Origin of the sequence: Falsigemmobacter faecalis (assembly GCF_003863335.1) — a bacterium.
In the GTDB taxonomy this organism is placed as follows: domain Bacteria; phylum Pseudomonadota; class Alphaproteobacteria; order Rhodobacterales; family Rhodobacteraceae; genus Wagnerdoeblera; species Wagnerdoeblera faecalis.
Window position 1 is genome coordinate 49,678 of the sequence record NZ_RRAZ01000012.1, and the last position, 16,362, is coordinate 66,039.

General features: G+C 64.0%; 14 protein-coding genes. 7 read left to right on the top strand and 7 right to left on the bottom strand.

Features of this window, described 5'->3' with window-relative positions:
- The first annotated feature begins 87 nt into the window (after window positions 1–87).
- Window positions 88–1,287: an RSP_2647 family RNA methyltransferase gene (locus EG244_RS09635; protein ID WP_124964800.1), complete on the top strand. Its 1,200-nt coding sequence runs from the start codon at window positions 88–90 to the stop codon at window positions 1,285–1,287.
- A gap of 82 nt (window positions 1,288–1,369) precedes the next feature.
- On the opposite strand, the gene EG244_RS20405 is transcribed toward EG244_RS09635, so the two are convergent.
- Complete coding sequence (locus EG244_RS20405) at window positions 1,370–1,519, bottom strand: hypothetical protein (protein ID WP_158617282.1); 150 nt, start codon at window positions 1,517–1,519, stop codon at window positions 1,370–1,372.
- A gap of 273 nt (window positions 1,520–1,792) precedes the next feature.
- On the opposite strand from EG244_RS20405, the gene EG244_RS09640 reads away from it, so the two are divergent.
- The 5 genes from EG244_RS09640 to EG244_RS09660 all read left to right on the top strand — a co-directional run bounded on the left by EG244_RS09640 (window position 1,793) and on the right by EG244_RS09660 (window position 6,830).
- On the top strand, window positions 1,793–2,959 hold the full coding sequence (locus tag EG244_RS09640) for a M20 aminoacylase family protein (protein WP_124964801.1): 1,167 nt from the start codon (window positions 1,793–1,795) through the stop codon (window positions 2,957–2,959).
- A 27-nt stretch (window positions 2,960–2,986) separates the two neighbouring features.
- Window positions 2,987–4,156 carry a M20 aminoacylase family protein gene (locus EG244_RS09645; RefSeq protein ID WP_124964802.1) on the top strand — a complete coding sequence of 390 codons (1,170 nt, stop codon included), beginning with the start codon at window positions 2,987–2,989 and terminating at the stop codon, window positions 4,154–4,156.
- A 105-nt stretch (window positions 4,157–4,261) separates the two neighbouring features.
- Window positions 4,262–5,374: a UDP-3-O-(3-hydroxymyristoyl)glucosamine N-acyltransferase gene (locus EG244_RS09650; RefSeq protein WP_124964803.1), complete on the top strand. Its 1,113-nt coding sequence runs from the start codon at window positions 4,262–4,264 to the stop codon at window positions 5,372–5,374.
- Window positions 5,371–5,631, top strand: a complete 261-nt coding sequence (locus EG244_RS09655; protein ID WP_124964804.1) for an acyl carrier protein — start codon at window positions 5,371–5,373, stop codon at window positions 5,629–5,631. The genes EG244_RS09650 and EG244_RS09655 overlap by 4 nt, the downstream gene beginning before the upstream one ends.
- The gene (locus EG244_RS09660) at window positions 5,628–6,830 is read left to right on the top strand and encodes a beta-ketoacyl-[acyl-carrier-protein] synthase family protein (protein WP_124964805.1); all 1,203 of its coding nucleotides are present in this window, start codon (window positions 5,628–5,630) and stop codon (window positions 6,828–6,830) included. The genes EG244_RS09655 and EG244_RS09660 overlap by 4 nt, the downstream gene beginning before the upstream one ends.
- 58 nt (window positions 6,831–6,888) lie before the next feature.
- Here the strand turns inward: EG244_RS09660 and EG244_RS09665 are convergent, their stop codons facing one another.
- Window positions 6,889–7,602, bottom strand: coding sequence for an invasion associated locus B family protein (locus EG244_RS09665; protein WP_407644043.1), 714 nt, complete (start codon window positions 7,600–7,602; stop codon window positions 6,889–6,891).
- A gap of 488 nt (window positions 7,603–8,090) precedes the next feature.
- On the opposite strand from EG244_RS09665, the gene EG244_RS09670 reads away from it, so the two are divergent.
- Complete coding sequence (locus tag EG244_RS09670; RefSeq protein WP_124964807.1) at window positions 8,091–9,650, top strand: helicase HerA-like domain-containing protein; 1,560 nt, start codon at window positions 8,091–8,093, stop codon at window positions 9,648–9,650.
- 85 nt (window positions 9,651–9,735) lie between these two features.
- Here the strand turns inward: EG244_RS09670 and EG244_RS09675 are convergent, their stop codons facing one another.
- The 5 genes from EG244_RS09675 to EG244_RS09695 all read right to left on the bottom strand — a co-directional run bounded on the left by EG244_RS09675 (window position 9,736) and on the right by EG244_RS09695 (window position 16,303).
- On the bottom strand, window positions 9,736–10,623 hold the full coding sequence (locus EG244_RS09675) for a TPM domain-containing protein (protein ID WP_124964808.1): 888 nt from the start codon (window positions 10,621–10,623) through the stop codon (window positions 9,736–9,738).
- Window positions 10,620–12,005, bottom strand: a complete 1,386-nt coding sequence (locus EG244_RS09680) for a pyridoxal phosphate-dependent decarboxylase family protein (RefSeq protein WP_124964809.1) — start codon at window positions 12,003–12,005, stop codon at window positions 10,620–10,622. The genes EG244_RS09675 and EG244_RS09680 overlap by 4 nt, the downstream gene beginning before the upstream one ends.
- A complete protein-coding gene (locus tag EG244_RS09685; protein ID WP_124964810.1) occupies window positions 12,002–12,664 on the bottom strand; it encodes an HAD-IA family hydrolase in 663 nt (220 codons plus the stop codon). The genes EG244_RS09680 and EG244_RS09685 overlap by 4 nt, the downstream gene beginning before the upstream one ends.
- Window positions 12,665–12,790: 126 nt before the next feature.
- Complete coding sequence (locus tag EG244_RS09690; RefSeq protein WP_124964811.1) at window positions 12,791–13,813, bottom strand: aspartate-semialdehyde dehydrogenase; 1,023 nt, start codon at window positions 13,811–13,813, stop codon at window positions 12,791–12,793.
- A 201-nt stretch (window positions 13,814–14,014) separates the two neighbouring features.
- Window positions 14,015–16,303, bottom strand: a complete 2,289-nt coding sequence (locus tag EG244_RS09695) for a glycosyltransferase family 2 protein (RefSeq protein WP_124964812.1) — start codon at window positions 16,301–16,303, stop codon at window positions 14,015–14,017.
- Window positions 16,304–16,362: the final 59 nt, after the last annotated feature.

A 16,362-nucleotide genomic window follows, 5' to 3' on the forward strand; every position in this document is an offset into this window, starting at 1 on the left:
CCCGGCATCCGCCCGGGGCTTTTCTTTTTGAGGCCCGCGGCCTCACATTTCCCTTCCTCACAAGGCGCGCGGCGCGTAAAAGAGCCCATGAGTGTATCATCCTATCCCATTGTCCGCCTGCGTCCCAAAGCCGAAGCCCGCGCGATCCGCCACGGTTTCCCCTGGGTCTATGGCGATGAACTGGTCACCGACCGCCGCACCCAGGGCCTTGAGCCCGGCGCGCTGGCGATCCTCGAAGATGCTGAGCGCCGGACGCTTGGTCTTGTGACCGTCAACACCCGTTCGCGCATCATTGCGCGGATGATTGACCGCGATCCGGAAGCCGTGATCGATCAGGCCTGGTTCGAAATCCGCCTGAAGCGCGCGCTCGATCTGCGTGAGCGGCTTTATGCTGATCCCTTCTATCGTCTGGTCCATGCCGAAGCCGATGGCCTGCCGGGCGTGGTCATCGACCGTTTCGGTGATGTCGCCGTGGTGCAGCCGAATGCGGCCTGGGCAGAGACTCACCTTGAGGCTCTTGTGGCCGCGCTGGTCGCGGTGACCGGCGTCAGCGCCGTTGTGAAAAACGGCTCGGGCCGCTCGCGCGGGCTGGAAGGCCTGCCGGAAGAGACCCTTCTGCTGCGCGGTGACCTCAACGGCCCGGTGCCGGTGAAGATGAACGGCGCGATCTATATGGCTGACCTGATTGGTGGCCAGAAGACCGGCCTGTTCTACGATCAGCGTCCGAACCACGCCTTTGCGGCTGCGCTCTCGCGCGGGCAAAAGGTGCTGGACGTCTTCTCGCATGTCGGCGGCTTTGGTCTGGCGGCGCTGGCCGCGGGGGCGGCTTCGGCGCTGTCCGTGGACGGCTCTGCAGCGGCTCTCGATCTGGCGCGCAAAGGCGCAGAGGCCATGGGCGCCTCGGATCGCTTTGCCACGCGGCAGGGCGATGCCTTTGCAACCCTGGAGGCCCTGGCGGCTGAGGGAGAGCAGTTCGGCGTTGTGATCTGCGATCCGCCCGCCTTCGCTCCGGCCAAGCCGGCGCTGGAAGCCGGTCTGCGTGCCTATGAGCGTGTGGCCCGTCTGGCGGCCCCGCTGGTCGCCCCGGGCGGCATTCTGGTGCTTTGCTCGTGTTCGCATGCCGCGGATCTGAGCGCGTTCCGCAATGCCTCGGCGCGCGGTATCGGTCGCGGCGGTCGTCGCAGCCAGATCCTTCACACCGGTTTTGCAGGCCCCGACCACCCGGTGCTGCCGCAGCTGGCAGAGGGCGGCTATCTCAAGGCCCTTGCTTTCCGTCTGGACGGCTGAGGCGATACAGGCCCGGCCTGATCGCTGATATCGCGAAATAATGCGCAGCCCGCGGCGGAAACGCCGCGGGCTTTGCTATGGATCAGGGGGCGGTCAGCGCCATCATGGCAAAGGCAAAGAGCGAAAAGATCACTGCGATGGTTTTCGCCGCTGAGACCGGGAAACGCAGAAATGTTTCATGATATTCTTCGCCTTCTGACAAAAGGACGCTGAAATGGTCGGTGTCTTTCATCTGTGCCTCCTCGCCTGCATTCGGTCAGAGTAGCCGTATGTCGTTTACATATTATGGCCGGAAATTGGATTTCCTCATGAAATTTTGCATGAGATTTATACATTTTTGCGTGTGAGCCTGGAACACCACAGAATTTCCTTTGGAGTTGCAGGCCCCGAAGCGCGCTCGCCTCTGTCTTTTGATCCCCCCTTGCAGAGGTCTGCCGCAGCGGGCAGGCTGGTGCAAAGAAGACGCAGAACCGGCCGGCCCGGTCTGTTACAAGGGGCCAGCTCCATGCCGATAAAAAACCGATTCGCCGAACTCCTGCCCGAGATCACCGCCTGGCGGCAGGATTTTCACCGCCATCCTGAGCTGATGTATGAGGTGCATCGCACCGCCGGGATCGTGGCCGAAAAGCTGAAGGACTTCGGCTGCGATGAGGTGGTGCCGGGGATCGGCCGCACCGGGGTGGTGGGCGTCATTCACGGCAAATCCACCGCCTCGGGCAAAGTGATCGGGCTGCGCGCCGATATGGACGCGCTGCCGATCCCGGAGGCCAGCGGCGTCGATTATGCCTCGACCATTCCCGGTGTCAGCCATGCCTGCGGCCATGACGGCCACACGGCGATGCTGCTGGGGGCTGCGAAATATCTGGCGGAAACCCGCAATTTCGACGGCACCGTGGTGCTGCTGTTCCAGCCCGCCGAAGAGGGCGGCGCCGGTGGCAAAGCCATGGTCGATGACGGCGTGATGGAGCGCTGGAACATCCAGGAAGTCTACGGCATGCACAATATGCCGGGAATTAAGGCAGGGACCTTTGCGATCCGTCCCGGCGCGCTGCTGGCCTCGGCCGACAGCTTGGAGATCCGGGTGACCGGCAAGGGCGGCCATGCGGCGGCCCCGCATCAGGCGATTGATACCGCGTTGGTCGCGGCACAGATCATCGTCTCGGCGCAGAGCGTGGTTTCGCGCAATGTCGATCCGCTCAAAAGCGTGGTGCTCTCGATCTGCACCATTGAGACCGACAGTCAGGCCCGCAATGTCATTCCCCATACGGTGAAGATGACCGGCACGGTGCGCTGCCTTGATGAGGCGATGCGCGATGTCGCCGAAGAGAGCCTGCGCCGCATCGTCACCTCAACCGCTGAGGCCTTTGGCGCGACGGCGGAGCTGATCTATGATCGTGGTTATCCGGTGACGGTGAACCACCCCGCGCAGACCGAATTTGCCGCCGATATCGCCGCTGAAATCACCTCTGCGGTGAACCGCGACACGCCCCCGGTCATGCCGGCGGAAGACTTCGCCTATATGCTGGAAGCGCGTCCGGGGGCCTATATGTTCCTCGGCAATGGCGACACGCCGATGTGCCATCACCCGGCCTACCGCTTTGACGATGAGATCATGCCGCTGGGCTGCAGCTGGTTTGCGCTGCTGGCTGAGCGCCGTATGCCCGCCCGATAAACCACACGACCAACAGGGAAGACCAAAATGCCGGTGAAAAACCGCCTTGCAGAACTGCAGCCCGAAATCGCCGCCTGGCGCCAGCACCTGCATGAGAACCCCGAGCTGCAGTATGAGCTTTATAAGACCTCTGCCTTCGTCGAAGCGCGTCTGCGCGAGATGGAGCTCGATGAGATCACCACCGGCATCGGCAAAACCGGTGTGGTCGGCGTGATCAAAGGGCGCAGCAATACCTCGGGCAAAGTGGTGCTGCTGCGCGCCGATATGGATGCGCTGCCGATCCTGGAAGACACCGGGCTTGAGTATCAGTCGAAAACCCCCGGCGTGATGCATGCCTGCGGCCATGACGGCCACACCGCCATGCTGCTGGGGGCTTCGAAATACCTGTCAGAAACCCGCAATTTCGACGGCACTGTGGTGCTGATGTTCCAGCCCGCCGAAGAGGGCGGTGCCGGTGCCAAAGCGATGATCGACGACGGCATTCTGACCCGCTGGGGCAAGGTCTCAGAGGCCTATGGCATGCACAACTGGCCGGGCATTGCGACGGGGCAGTTCGCGGTGAAGCCGGGTCCGCTGATGGCGGCCACCAATACCTTCCGCATCGTGGTCAAGGGCCGGGGCGGTCACGCGGCAAAACCGCATGACACGATTGACCCCACGGTCATCGGCTCGCAGATCGTGCTGGCGCTGCAGACCATCGCCTCGCGCGTCAATGATCCGCTGAAATCGATCGTGGTCTCGGTCACCTCGTTCCAGACCAGCTCTGAGGCCTATAACGTGATCCCGCAGCAGGTTGAGCTGCGCGGCACGGTGCGCACGCTTTACAAAGAAAGCCGCGAGCTGGCCGGGGAGCGCGTGAAAGCCATCGCTGAGGGCACTGCGCTCGCGCATGGTGCCGAGGCTGAGGTGGAGTGGATTGAGGGCTATCCCGGCGTCATCAACCATGAGGTTGAGACCGGCTATGCCATCAAGGTTGCCGAAGAGGTCTCGGGCGTGCCGGTGCATCCGATCCTGCCGACCATGGGCGGCGAAGATTTCGCCTATGTGCTGGAAGAAGTGCCGGGCGCTTATATCTTTATGGGCAATGGCGATACCGCAGGGGTTCACCATCCGGCCTATAACTTCGACGATACGGCCATCCCGGCGGGCTCGTCCTGGCTGGTGGGCATGGTGGAAAGCCGCCTGCCGATCGCATGATCTGAGGGGCGCTGCGGGCGTTCTGCCCTTTTCGGGAGGCTCGCCGCGCCCTACATAGCTTACGAGTGAGGCGGGGCGCGGCACGCCCCGGCCAAGGAGCGTAAGATGACCCCGAATTCCCTGACCATCGCTGAAATCGCTGCCGCCATCGGCGCCCGCGCTGCGGGCAAGACCGATCTGCGGGTGCTCCGCGCGGCCGAGCCTCACACCGCGGGCCCCGAGGATCTGGCGCTGGCAATGGACCCGAAATATGCGGGCGGGCTGGAGCAGGGACAGGCGCGCGCGGCCGTGATCTGGGACGGGGCGGACCACCGCACACTTGGCCTGGAGGCGGCGATCTATATCTCGCGTCCGCGCCTTGCCATGGCGGGGATTGCCCGTGCCTTTGATCCCGGCCCCGAGATTGCCCCTGGCATCCACCCGATGTCGGTGATCGACCCCAGTGCCGAGATCGGCGAAGGCGCGGCCATCGGCCCCTTCGTCACCATTGGCGCAGGCGTGAAAATCGGCCCCGGCGCGCGGATCGCCAGCCATGTCTCCATCGCTGAATATGCGGTCATCGGCGCGGATGCGCTGCTGCTGCAGGGCGTGCGCATCTGTCACCGCGTGACCATCGGGGACCGCTTTATCGCCCATCCCGGCGTGGTGATCGGCGCGGATGGCTTTTCCTTTGTGACGCCCGAGAAATCCGGCGTCGAGCAGATCCGCGACAGCCTGGGCGAGCGCAAAGACTTCCGCGAGCAGACCTGGACCCGCATCGCCTCGCTCGGCGGGGTGGAGATCGGCGATGATGTCGAGATCGGCGCCAATTCCTGCGTGGATCGCGGCTCGGTCAGGGCCACGCGCATCGGCGCAGGCAGCAAGCTCGATAATATGGTGCATGTCGGCCATAACGTGCAGGTGGGACGCGACTGCCTGCTCTGTGGTCAGGTGGGCATTGCAGGCTCTTCGACCATTGGCGACCGCACGGTTCTGGGCGGGCAATGCGGCGTCTCGGATAATATTTCCGTCGGCGCGGATGTGATTGCCGGTGGCGCGAGTAAAATCTTTACCAATGTTCCGGCAGGAAGGGTGATCCTTGGCAGCCCGGCGGTGAAGATGGAGACCCAGATTGAGATCAATAAATCCCTCCGTCGTCTGCCGCGCTTTATGGCAAAGATGGAGGCACTCCATAAATCCCTCACCGCCAAAGCCCCGGAAGGCCCGGAGCAGGCATGACGGCTGAGGCGCGCATTCTGTCGATTGTGGCGGCCCAGTGCCGGCGGTCTGTCACGGAGTTGCGTCTCAGCGATACGCCCGAGACTCTGGGCCTCGACAGCATGGCGCTGGTGGAGATCCTCTTCGCGCTGGAGGAGGATTTCGGGCTTTCGCTGCCCTTTAACGCCAATACGCCCGAGGCCGGGGGGGTGGATTTCTCCACCCTCGCCGCGCTGATTTCCGGGGTTGAGGCGCATCTGGCAGAGGCTGCGCCGTGAGGCGGGTGGTCATCACCGGGGCAGGGACGGTCAATGCCCTGGCCCGCGATGTGAGGGGCACCTTTGAGGCCTTTCGCGCCGGGCGCTCGGGCATTGGCCCTTTGGAGCTGCCGGATCTTGAGCGGTTGCAGATCCGCATCGGCGCGCAGATCCGCGACTGGCAACCCGAGGCGCTGTTTGCAAAAGCAAAGCTCGCGCTTTACGACCGCTTCACCCAATTCGCTCTGGTGGCCGGGGCTGAGGCCATGGACCAGGCCGGTCTGGTGCTGAATGAGGCGCTTTCGCACCGCGCGGGGGTGATCCTCGGCTCGGCGGGCGGTGGGCTGACCACCTCGGATGCCGCCTACCGCGAGGTCTATCAGGAGGGGCGGGCGCGGGTGCATCCCTTTACCGTGCCGCGGCTGATGAACAGCGCGGCCGCCAGCCATCTCTCCATGGCCCAGGGGCTGAAGGGCCCGGTCTTCTCAGTGGCGAGCGCCTGTGCCGGCTCTAACCACGCCATGGGGCTGGCTTTTCAGCTGATCCGCGGCGGGGCGGCGGATGTCATGCTCTGCGGCGGTGCAGAGGCGATGCTGAGTTTCGGCGGGCTGAAAGCCTGGGAGGGGCTGCGCGTCATGTCCCCCACCGGCTGCCGCCCCTTCAGCGCGGATCGCGACGGCATGGTGATGGGTGAGGGGGCTGCGGTCTTCGTCTTTGAAGAGCTGGCGCATGCCCGGGCGCGGGGGGCGGAGATCCTGGCCGAAGTCGCAGGCTTTGGCATGACCGCCGATGCGGCCGAGATCGTGTTGCCCTCCGCCGAGGGGGCTGCGCGCGCGATGCGGGCCGCACTCCAGGACGCCGGACTGCGCCCCGATGAGATCGGCTATATTAACGCCCATGGCACCGCGACCCTGGCCAATGACCGCAGTGAATCCACGGCCATTCGTGAGGTCTTCGGGGACAGCCCGCCCCCGGTTTCCTCGACGAAATCCATGCATGGTCACGCCATGGGGGCCACGGGTGCGATTGAGCTGCTGGCCTGCCTGCTGGCGCTGCGCGAGGGGGTGCTGGCCCCGACACTGGGCCACAACGCCCCGGACGGGGAGTGCCTGGCCGATGTCGTCGCCAATCAGGCGCGTGTCGCAAAGCCCCGCGCCACGCTGTCCAACGCCTTTGCCTTCGGGGGCTTAAATGCGGTTCTGGCGCTGAAGGCCCTTTGAGCGAAAAAGGGCGGCGGCTCTGCAGCCACCGCCCCTTTCTGTCAGCACGTTCAGTGCCTTAGTTCTTCGGCGCGGCCTGGGCCTTGGCCGCTTCCTGAGCCGCTTTATCGGCCGCTTCATTGGCCTTGATCATCGCATCCCAGGCGGCCGTGAAGCCCTTGAGCGAGAGGGTGATATCCACCTGCTCATCGGGCAGCATCGCCGGGACGATGGTCACGGTGCCTTTATTGCCCTTGCGGAAGCTGTCCACTTCAGCGGCGGTAAAGCCCACGCGCGACACGCAGCCGATCGGCGCGCAAAGCGTGAAGGGGTAGCGCTTGGGCTGTGCGCTGTCGATGCGCACGGTGACCTGAGCGGTCAGCAGCGTCTCAAGCGGCGTCACGATGGAGGCACCGGCCACGGCCTGGCCACCGGGCGGCAGGTTGAAGAGATTAATCTCTGCCACCGAATTGCCTTCCGAGTCCTTCATCAGCTGATAGGCTTGGCAGGGATCAGCGCCGGTTTCCGTGCGGATGCAGTTCAGCTGCCAGTCGCCGAAAGTTTCTTTGACATATGTGGTGCCGTTCTGGGCGGTTTCTTCGCCCATCGACATGCCACCAGAGGCTGCCGGAGCAGCGGGGGGAGTGCCTTCCGCAGGCGCTTCAGCCGGAGCCTGAGCGGCCGGTGCCTCAGGGGCGGCCGGGGCTGCAGGCGCGGTCTGCGCTGCCAGAGGCGATGCCAGGGCCATGGAAAGGGCCAGGGCGAAGAACGTTTCGGTCGATTTCATGTCAATCCCGCAAACATTTGGATCTGCCTCGGGGGTATCACGCGGGTCAGGGTAAGTCAGTCCCCTAAGACGGGAGATGGCGTAATCCCGCCGGAACCCCCGCATTTGTGATCAGACCCCGGCGGCTGGTGAGTGCTGATAACGCTTTGTCTCAAATGCGGAAAAGGGCCGAGGGGCCCTTTTCCATGATCTTTTTGCTCCCTGTCGGACTGGCCGACTTATATGTCCTGACGCTAGGCGGCCTGCGACAATCCGTCAACAAAGATTTACAAAGTTCCTGCAACTAAAGGCTGTCACACTCCCGCAGAGGCTGTCTGCTGAGAAAAAAGGCCGCGCCATCGGGGCGCGGCCAGTCTGACAGGGAGGAGTGGCACCCCCAGGCAGACAGAGGGTGCCGAAACCCATAGTGGCGCGACAGGATTAAGAGAGTATGCTGCCAACCGGGGCGAAGACCCTGAAATGGTGACATTCCTTCGGCGGGGCACGGGGATCGGATGACAGATCGAATTTTTGCCGGTGGCGGCGGTGTGGATTATGCGGAGCCTCAGTCGCTTTTGCTGGGCTATGCCAACCGCCACGGGCTGATTGCGGGGGCAACGGGCACCGGAAAAACCGTCACGCTGCAGATCCTGGCCGAAGGGTTTTCGGCGGCCGGGGTGCCGGTGGTTCTGGCCGATGTGAAGGGCGACCTGTCGGGGCTGGCCAAGCCGGGCCTCGCCGAGGGCAAGCTGCATGAGGCCTTCGTGAAACGCGCTGAGATCATTGGCCTTGATCTTGAGTATAAAGCCTTTCCCGTCGCTTTCTGGGACATCTGGAGTGAGCAGGGCCACCCGCTCAGGGCCACTGTGGCCGAGATGGGGCCGGTCCTGATCGCGCGGATGCTGGAGCTGACCGAGCCGCAGGAGGGGGTCTTGAACATCGCCTTCCGTCTGGCGGACGAACAGGGCCTGCCGCTTCTGGATTTCAAGGATCTGACCGCCGTTCTCGCTTTTCTGGCGGAGAATGCAAAGTCGGTCAATCCGTCCTGGGGCTATGTCGCCCCGGCCTCAATCGGGGCCATTCAGCGCCGTCTTCTGGTGCTGGAGAACCAGGGCGGTGCCGCGATGTTCGGCGAGCCGGCGCTTGAGCTGTCGGACCTTCTGCGCAGCGATGCGCAGGGCCGGGGCGTGATCAACATCCTGGCGGCAGACCGGTTGATGAACACGCCCCGGCTTTATTCCATGGTGCTGCTCTGGATCCTTTCGGAGCTTTTTGAAGAGCTTCCGGAGGTCGGCAACCCGGAGAAGCCGAAGCTGGTCTTCTTCTTTGATGAGGCGCATCTGCTGTTTGACGGCGCGCCCAAAGCCCTGATCGACCGGATTGAGCAGGTGGCCCGGTTGATCCGCTCCAAAGGGGTCGGGGTCTATTTTGTCACGCAAAATCCGGCGGATGTCCCGGAGGTGGTCCTCGGCCAGCTGGGCAACCGGGTGCAGCACGCCCTGCGCGCCTTCACCGCCAAGGACCAGCGCGAGTTGCGGCAGGCGGCGCAGAACTACCGCGCCAATCCGCGCTTCAACATTGAAGATGCGATCCGCGAAGTCGGTACCGGTGAGGCCGTGACCTCTTTTCTGGAGGCAAAGGGCGTGCCGGGTGTGGCCGAGCGCACGCTGATCCGCCCGCCCTCGTCCTTTAACGGTCCGCTGACCCTGGCCGAGCGGCAGCAGGTCATCGCGGCCTCGCCGATTGCCGCGAAATATGCCCGCGGAATTGATCGCGATTCGGCCTTTGAGATGCTGGCGCGCCGTGCGGCCCAGGCCGCAGAGGAGGCCGCCGCTGCCCCGGAGGAGGCGGCCCCGGAGGCGGGCGGCGGCTATAATCGCGCGCGCCGCTATGATCCGACGCCGCGGTATAAAAAGCCGCAGGCTGAGGCGGCTGCGCCCAAACGCAGCAGCACCTCGTCGCGCTCTGATTCGGTGACGCAGACTTTCGCGAAAAGCTTTGCGCGACAGCTGGGTACGAAAAGCGGCCAGGCCCTGGTGCGCGGCATCCTCGGCACGCTTTTTCGGGGGAAATGAGGCTGGTCGGCCTGCAGCCCGCACGTCAGCCAAAAAGGCGCTCCCTCGGGAGCGCCTTTTCCTGATGTCCATCCGTTCGGCCTGATCAGAACCGCCCCGATGCTCCGCCACCTGAGGAGGAGCCCCCGCCAAAGCCGCCCCCACCCCCGCCACCGGCCTCCCGGTCAGACGGCCTGTCGCCCTCGCCGCCCGCAGTGTCATCGCGCCAGGCTTCCCAGCGGCAGGTGGTGCAGAAACGGCGCACCGAGCGTCCGGACTGCCCGGGGCGTCGGCGCTTTTCGGTGCGGATGGATGAGGTGCCGCACTGCGGACAGGGACGGCGACGGGCCAGCGCATCGCTGATCTCGCCCCGGTTTGAAGCCAGCGCAAAGATCCCGACGATCCCCGCGAAAGCAAGAAACATCGCCAGATCATGGGTTTGCTCTGCCGGGGCCTCTGGCATGCCTTCGGTGGCGTTGAAGCTGACGCCCTGGGAATAGGGCCGCGCGATATAATCGGCGATGCCGGTCACCCCGGCCTGCAGCCCATCAGCGTAGCGCTCATCGCGCAGCAGGGGCACCATCAGCGCGTCGATCACCCGCTGCGCGCGGTTGTCCCAGACCGGCTCATAGCCCGAGCCGAGCGCGATGCGGATCTCGCGGGTGTCGGTCGCCACCAGGATCAGAATACCGTCATGGCGCAGGCTGTCGCCGATCCCCCAGTCATTAAAAAGCGCGGTGGCAAAAGCAGGCAGGTCCTGCGGGCCGGTATAATCCGTGGGGCTTCGCAGGGTGGCCACCACCCCGTGGATCTGCGTCTCGTCCCGCAGGTTCAGAAGGCGGCGGCGGAGATCCTCTTCGGCCTCATCCGAGAGCACCTCTGCGAAGTCATTGACGTAGGTATCGGTTGCCGTCGGCAGATCGGCGAGGGCCGGAAAGGGCACAAGGCAGACCGCAAGCACAAAGCCGCGCAAACCCTGCCGAAGGCGGATCATCCCAAAAGCTCCGACAGGACCTGATGGACCATCATCACATCCTCTTCCGTGCAGTCAAACTGCCCGACCTGAACCCGGATCACCAGGCGGTTTTGGTGGCGGGTCTGCGTCAGATAGATCCGGCCGTCGTCATTGACCTTTGCCAGCAGCGCCTCGGTGGCGCTGTCGCCATCGCGATGCGCGAAGGTGAAAAGCGACAGCGCCGGGGCGGTGACGATCTCCAGATCCGGCAGTTCCGAGAGGGTGGCGCAGAGCTGGCGGCTCCAGTTGACGTGGTTGCGGATGCGGTTCCGCAGATCCTCAAGCCCATGGGCGCGCAGCAAAAACCACAGCTTCAGCGCACGGAAGCGGCGGCCCAGCGGCACCGTCCATTCGTTGAAATTGACCACCTCATCTTCGCCGGGGGTCTCAAGATAGCTCGGGCGCAGGCCAAGGGTTTTGATCTGCTCCTGCGGGTTGGCGATGAACTGCACCGCGCAGTCAAACTGCGCGCCCAGCCATTTATGCGGGTTGAAGACGATGGAATCCGCGCCCTCAATCCCTTCCCAGAGCAGGCGAAACTCGGGGCAGATCATCGCTGACCCGGCCCAGGCGGCATCGACGTGCACCGGAAGGCCCGCCTCTTTGGCCACGGCGATCAGTTCTGCCACATGATCAAACGCCCCGACCGAGGTGCCGCCGACGCAAAGGATCACACCCGCAGGCATCATGCCCGCCGCGCGATCCGCCGCAATCGCGGCCTCCAGCAGATCCGGGCGCATCGACAGGCTGTCGTCGGTCGGAATTTTCACCAGGTTCTGCTGGCCAAGGCCCGCCACCCGCGCGGCCTTATCGACGGATGAATGGGTCTCGCCGCTGGCATAAAGCCTGAGCACCGGCATGCCCGACAGCCCCGCCTGCAGCCCATGCCAGTTCAGCGCCCGCTCGCGCATCGTCAGCACCGCTGAAAGCGTCGCGGTGGTGGCGCTGTCGTGGATGGTGCCGGTGAAGCGATCAGACAGCCCGAGCGCCTCGCGCAGCCAGACCATCATGGCCTGTTCCACCTCTGTCGCTGCCGGAGAGGTCTGCCAGATCATGCCCTGACAGGCCATGGCATTGACCAGCTGCTCTGCCAGCATCGAGGCGGGAGCGGCATTGGCGGGGAAATAGGCAAAGAAGCGCGGGTGCTGCCAATGGGTCATGCCCTGGGGGATCAGCCGGTTAAAATCGGCCCAGATCTCCTCCATGCTTTCGGGAAGTTCAGGTGCCCGAACGGGCAGCGCGTCGCGGATTGCATTGCGCGGCGTGCGGGCCCGGACGGGGCGGTCGCGCAGATCCAGATGATAGTCATGCGCCCAGTCGGCCGCGATTTTGGACCAGTAGCGCAGCTCATCATGGTTCATACGGAGGTCTCCGGCGCGGTGAAAGCCAGACCGCGCACCGCTTCGGGCAACCCGGCAAAGCTGTCAAACTTCAAAGCAAAGGTGAGCCGCTCCTCGGGAAGATGGCAATAGCCCCCGGTGAAAAAGGCAAAGGGCAATGCGGCGCGGCGGGCGGTCTCTTCATCGACCTCACTGTCGCCGATATAAAGGAAGGGCGTGCCGCCAAGGGCTGCAAAAGCGGCCTGAAGGGGGGCGGAATCGGGCTTTTTGACCGCAAGGCTGTCGCCGCCGATCACCACCTCAAAAAACTCAGCCAGACCGCAGGCCGCCAGCACCTCATGGGTGGGGCCGAGGTTTTTATTGGTGCAAAGCCCCAGACGGTAGCCCCCGGCCTTCAGGCTGCTCAGCGCCTCGCGCACACCGGGGTAAAGCCGGGTCTGATCGTGGCGGTAGCAGCCCAGCATAGCGGCCAGCATGACCTCCTGGCGCGCATCTGAAAGGCCGTAATGCGTGCGCGCTTTGGCGATCAGCGCGGGGATACCATTGCCGATAAAGCCGATCACCTGGGCCAGGCTGAGGGGGGCAAGCCCCTCATCTTTCAGCACCTGATTGAGGGCGGCGGCGATATCGGGGGCGCTGTCGATCAGCGTTCCGTCAAGATCAAAAACGAGAGAAGGCATGGCAGAACTCCGGCGGACCTGCCCATGTTGTGCCCCCTCAGGCGGGGGGCGTAAAGTGAATTTGCCATGAAAAAACCGCGCCCTCCGGGGTGGGAGGGCGCGGTCTGTCTTCACCTGTGGCTGAGATCAGCCCTTTTTCAGGCAGCGTTTGCCCAGCACTTCAGCGATCTGAACCGCGTTCAGTGCCGCACCTTTGCGCAGGTTGTCCGAGACGCACCAGAAGTTCAGGCCGTTCTCAATGGTATTGTCCTGACGGATCCGCGAGACATAGGTGGCATCTTCGCCGGCCGCTTCGACCGGGGTCATGTAACCACCGGCTTCGCGCTTATCGATCACCAGAACGCCGGGCGCTTCGCGCAGGATCTCGGTGGCTTCTTCCCAGTCGAGGAAGTCTTCGGTCTCAATGTTGATCGATTCCGAATGGCCCACAAAGACCGGAACGCGCACGCAGGTGGCCGAGACCTTGATCGAAGAATCGAGGATTTTCTTGGTCTCAGCGACCATTTTCCACTCTTCTTTGGTATCGCCCGAGTCGAGGAAGACATCGATATGCGGGATCACGTTGAAGGCGATCTGCTTGGGATAAACGCTGGGTGCGACGTCCTGGCCGATGACGAAGAGGCCCTTGGTCTGGTTCCAAAGCTCATCCATCGCCTCTTTGCCGGTGCCCGAAACCGACTGATAGGTCGAGACGACAACGCGTTTGATCTTCGCGCGGTCATGCAGCGGCTTCAGCGCCACAACCATCTGCGCGGTCGAGCAGTTCGGGTTGGCGATGATCATGCGCTTTTTATAGCCGTCGACGGCCTCGGCGTTCACTTCCGGCACGACCAGCGGCACGTCGTGGTCATAGCGGTAGAGCGACGAGTTATCGATAACCACACAGCCCGAAGCGGCAGCCCTCGGCGCATAGATCTTCGTCGCATCCGAGCCGATCGCGAACAGCGCGATATCCCAGCCGGTGAAATCGAAAGTGTCGAGGTCCTTAGTCTTCAAAGTTCGGTCGCCGAAAGACAATTCGGTCCCGAGCGATTTGCGCGACGCCAGTGCCACGATCTCATCAACCGGGAATTCACGCTCAGCAAGGATCGAGAGCATTTCTTTGCCCACGTTCCCCGTAGCGCCCACGACAACGACTTTGTAGCCCATCATGGCCTCCTTAAAGACATAAGCCCCGCCGCACGATCGCCGGGGCAGGGAGGGGCTTAACCGAAGGGGACCCCGGGGGGAAGGGGAACTCCGGGAGAGCGTCTAACAAAATGACGAAAAACACAACATTTCGCCGGTTCGCTCGTCAGATCGCAGCAAAGCGCCGACAGGGGCTGCTTTGAGGCGGGATCTGCATAAAAATCAGGCGTTCTCTGCCGGGGAGGCCTGATCCTCGGCGGTTTCGGCCGCCTTGTCGTCGTCGATGGTGAAGTGAAATCCCTTGGGCAGGCGCTCTGAAAAGGCGATGTGATCGGGGATCACGCCTGGGCCTGCGGTGAAGACCGCACCGCCAAAATGCGGGGTCAGACGGGAGAGACGCTTCAGCCGCTCTCCCGTAAGGTCCTGGTAGAATTCCTCAAATTTCGCGGTCGCGCGCAGCTCTGCGATTTTGGCGCGGTGGGCGCGCACCGCATCTTCATGGGCGGCACGGGTTTCGGGATCGGCCATCAGCCGGTCCCATTCGGCCTGCAGCATCGGCAGGCGGCTGTGCAGGCTTTGGTCCTCAACCACATTGTGGTTCATCCGAAACCAATAATGCAGCCCCTGATCGCGGTCGACGTGGTTCACCCGGCCCCGGTCGCGTTTCACGAGAAAGCTTTCCGCCGAGCGGACGGCATAATGGTTCAGCTGCACCCAGTCATAGCCCCAGGTCTCATTGGTCGAGCGCCAGCCGTTGCGGTAAATCTCCTTTGGCATCCGTTTGCCCGAGCCGGTGAGCCAGGTGATGCGGTCCCAAAGATCCGGTCGCAGCCCCTTGGGGCGGTGGACGCCCAGCTTTTTGAAGATGTCGATATTGCGAAAGAGCGTCTTAAATCCCCAGGCCTGATGCGGCTTGCGGATCAGCTCCGGCGCGCAGAGCGGGAATTGCCCGACCATAAAGCGGTCCTCAAACTCTGCCACATCACCATTGCCAAACAGCCGCCAGGTCAGCGAGATCATATTCGCACCGGGGGCGGCCTCCTCCATCGCCGCAAAAAGCGTCGGCAGGCGGCCATCGCCGAGTTTGATATTGATGAATTCATCGACATCCATGCAGATCGCCCAATCCGCCTGACGGATCACCGGCTCACTTTCCGCAGCCTGAAGCGCGGCGTGCTGCGGCTTCAGCTCGCCGCCCGGCACCCAGGGATTGGCGCGGTGCTGCACCAGGCCCTTGCGCTGCAGCATCTCCAGCAGGCTATCGGTGCCGTCGGTGCAGTCGTTGGTATAGACCAGAAAATCCGTGACGCCGATGGCGCGGTGCCAGGCCAGCCATTCCAGAATGAAGGGCGCTTCATTCTTCATGGTGGTGACAATGGCGGTGCGCGGCTCACGGAGGGGCAGAAGGGCGGGGGGCTCAGAAACCGGGGGGCGCACGGGCTTATGGCCAAGACGTGCGGTCGAGATTTCCAGCAGCACCGGATCCTCAACCAGCGAGGTTTTGGGCGCCAGTTCGCCCGCGCCGCGGTCGGGGATGCGCAGGGCCATGGCGCGCAGGAAAGGCGCCACCAGGCTGCGGTCCGGCCGGGCATAGGCCACGCGCCGGATGCGCCAGGTTTTCTCCAGCCCCGCGCGTTCGGGGGCGACGGTCCAGCGCGCGACAGCGTGGCGGGTGTCAAACTGACGGCAGATGTGATCGCCAAAGACAGGCTCTGCCCCCGGACGGATGCGCCAGGGATAAATGCGCTGCCCGATCAGCAGGATGACGCCCTGCAGGGCCTCGGTGGTGCGGGTGAAAAGATCAGCCTCTCCCGCCGCGCGGGGGGGCAGGTAGTCGCAGGGATCCAGCAGCGCCACCGCCCGCGCCTGGCGCAGAAAGCGCCATTTCAGCGCCTCGGGCAGGGCCATTTCACCTAAGGGGGAACGGAAGGGGTCCGGCTCGGGGGGCGTCATACGGTCTTTGCCCGGCGCATCGGGGGCGAGGAACGGGTGGCTTTCAGGCCCGAGATCGGGCTTGCCGGTCGGAAAATCCGGCTCAACCAGCAGGATGCGCAGGGGGACACCCTGCAAAAGCGCCTCCAGCTCCGCGGCAAAGCGGTCAGTCTCGCTCCCCGGCGGGGCGCGGTTGACGATCAGCGCGCCGCTCAGCCCGTGATGCTCTGCGTGCCACAAAAGCCAGTCGCGGATCATGGTGGCGGTCTCGGCCACCCGAAAGCCCAGCACCACATTGCAGCCCGCAAGAACCCCGCGCTCATCGGGGCTGTCGCCGGGGGGCGCAGCCTCCAGATCGGCGAGCCAGCTTCCGGAGATCTCCCGCAACTCCTTCAGTTTCGCCGCCCCTGGCAGGGCCGCACGCACCTGATCTTCGGTGCTGCCGCGCCCGAAAATCAGCCGCAGCCGTCCTGGCTCCCTCGCATCCGCGATGCGGTCCAGCAGCACCGCCCCCGAGGGGCAGGGCTGCGCGCGCAGAGGGCGGCGCAGAAAGAGGGCGGGGTCAGGATTTTGAGGCATTGCGCAGCGTCCGGGCTCGTGTCTCACTCAGAGTTGCACCCGGAGCGTTAACGAACCAG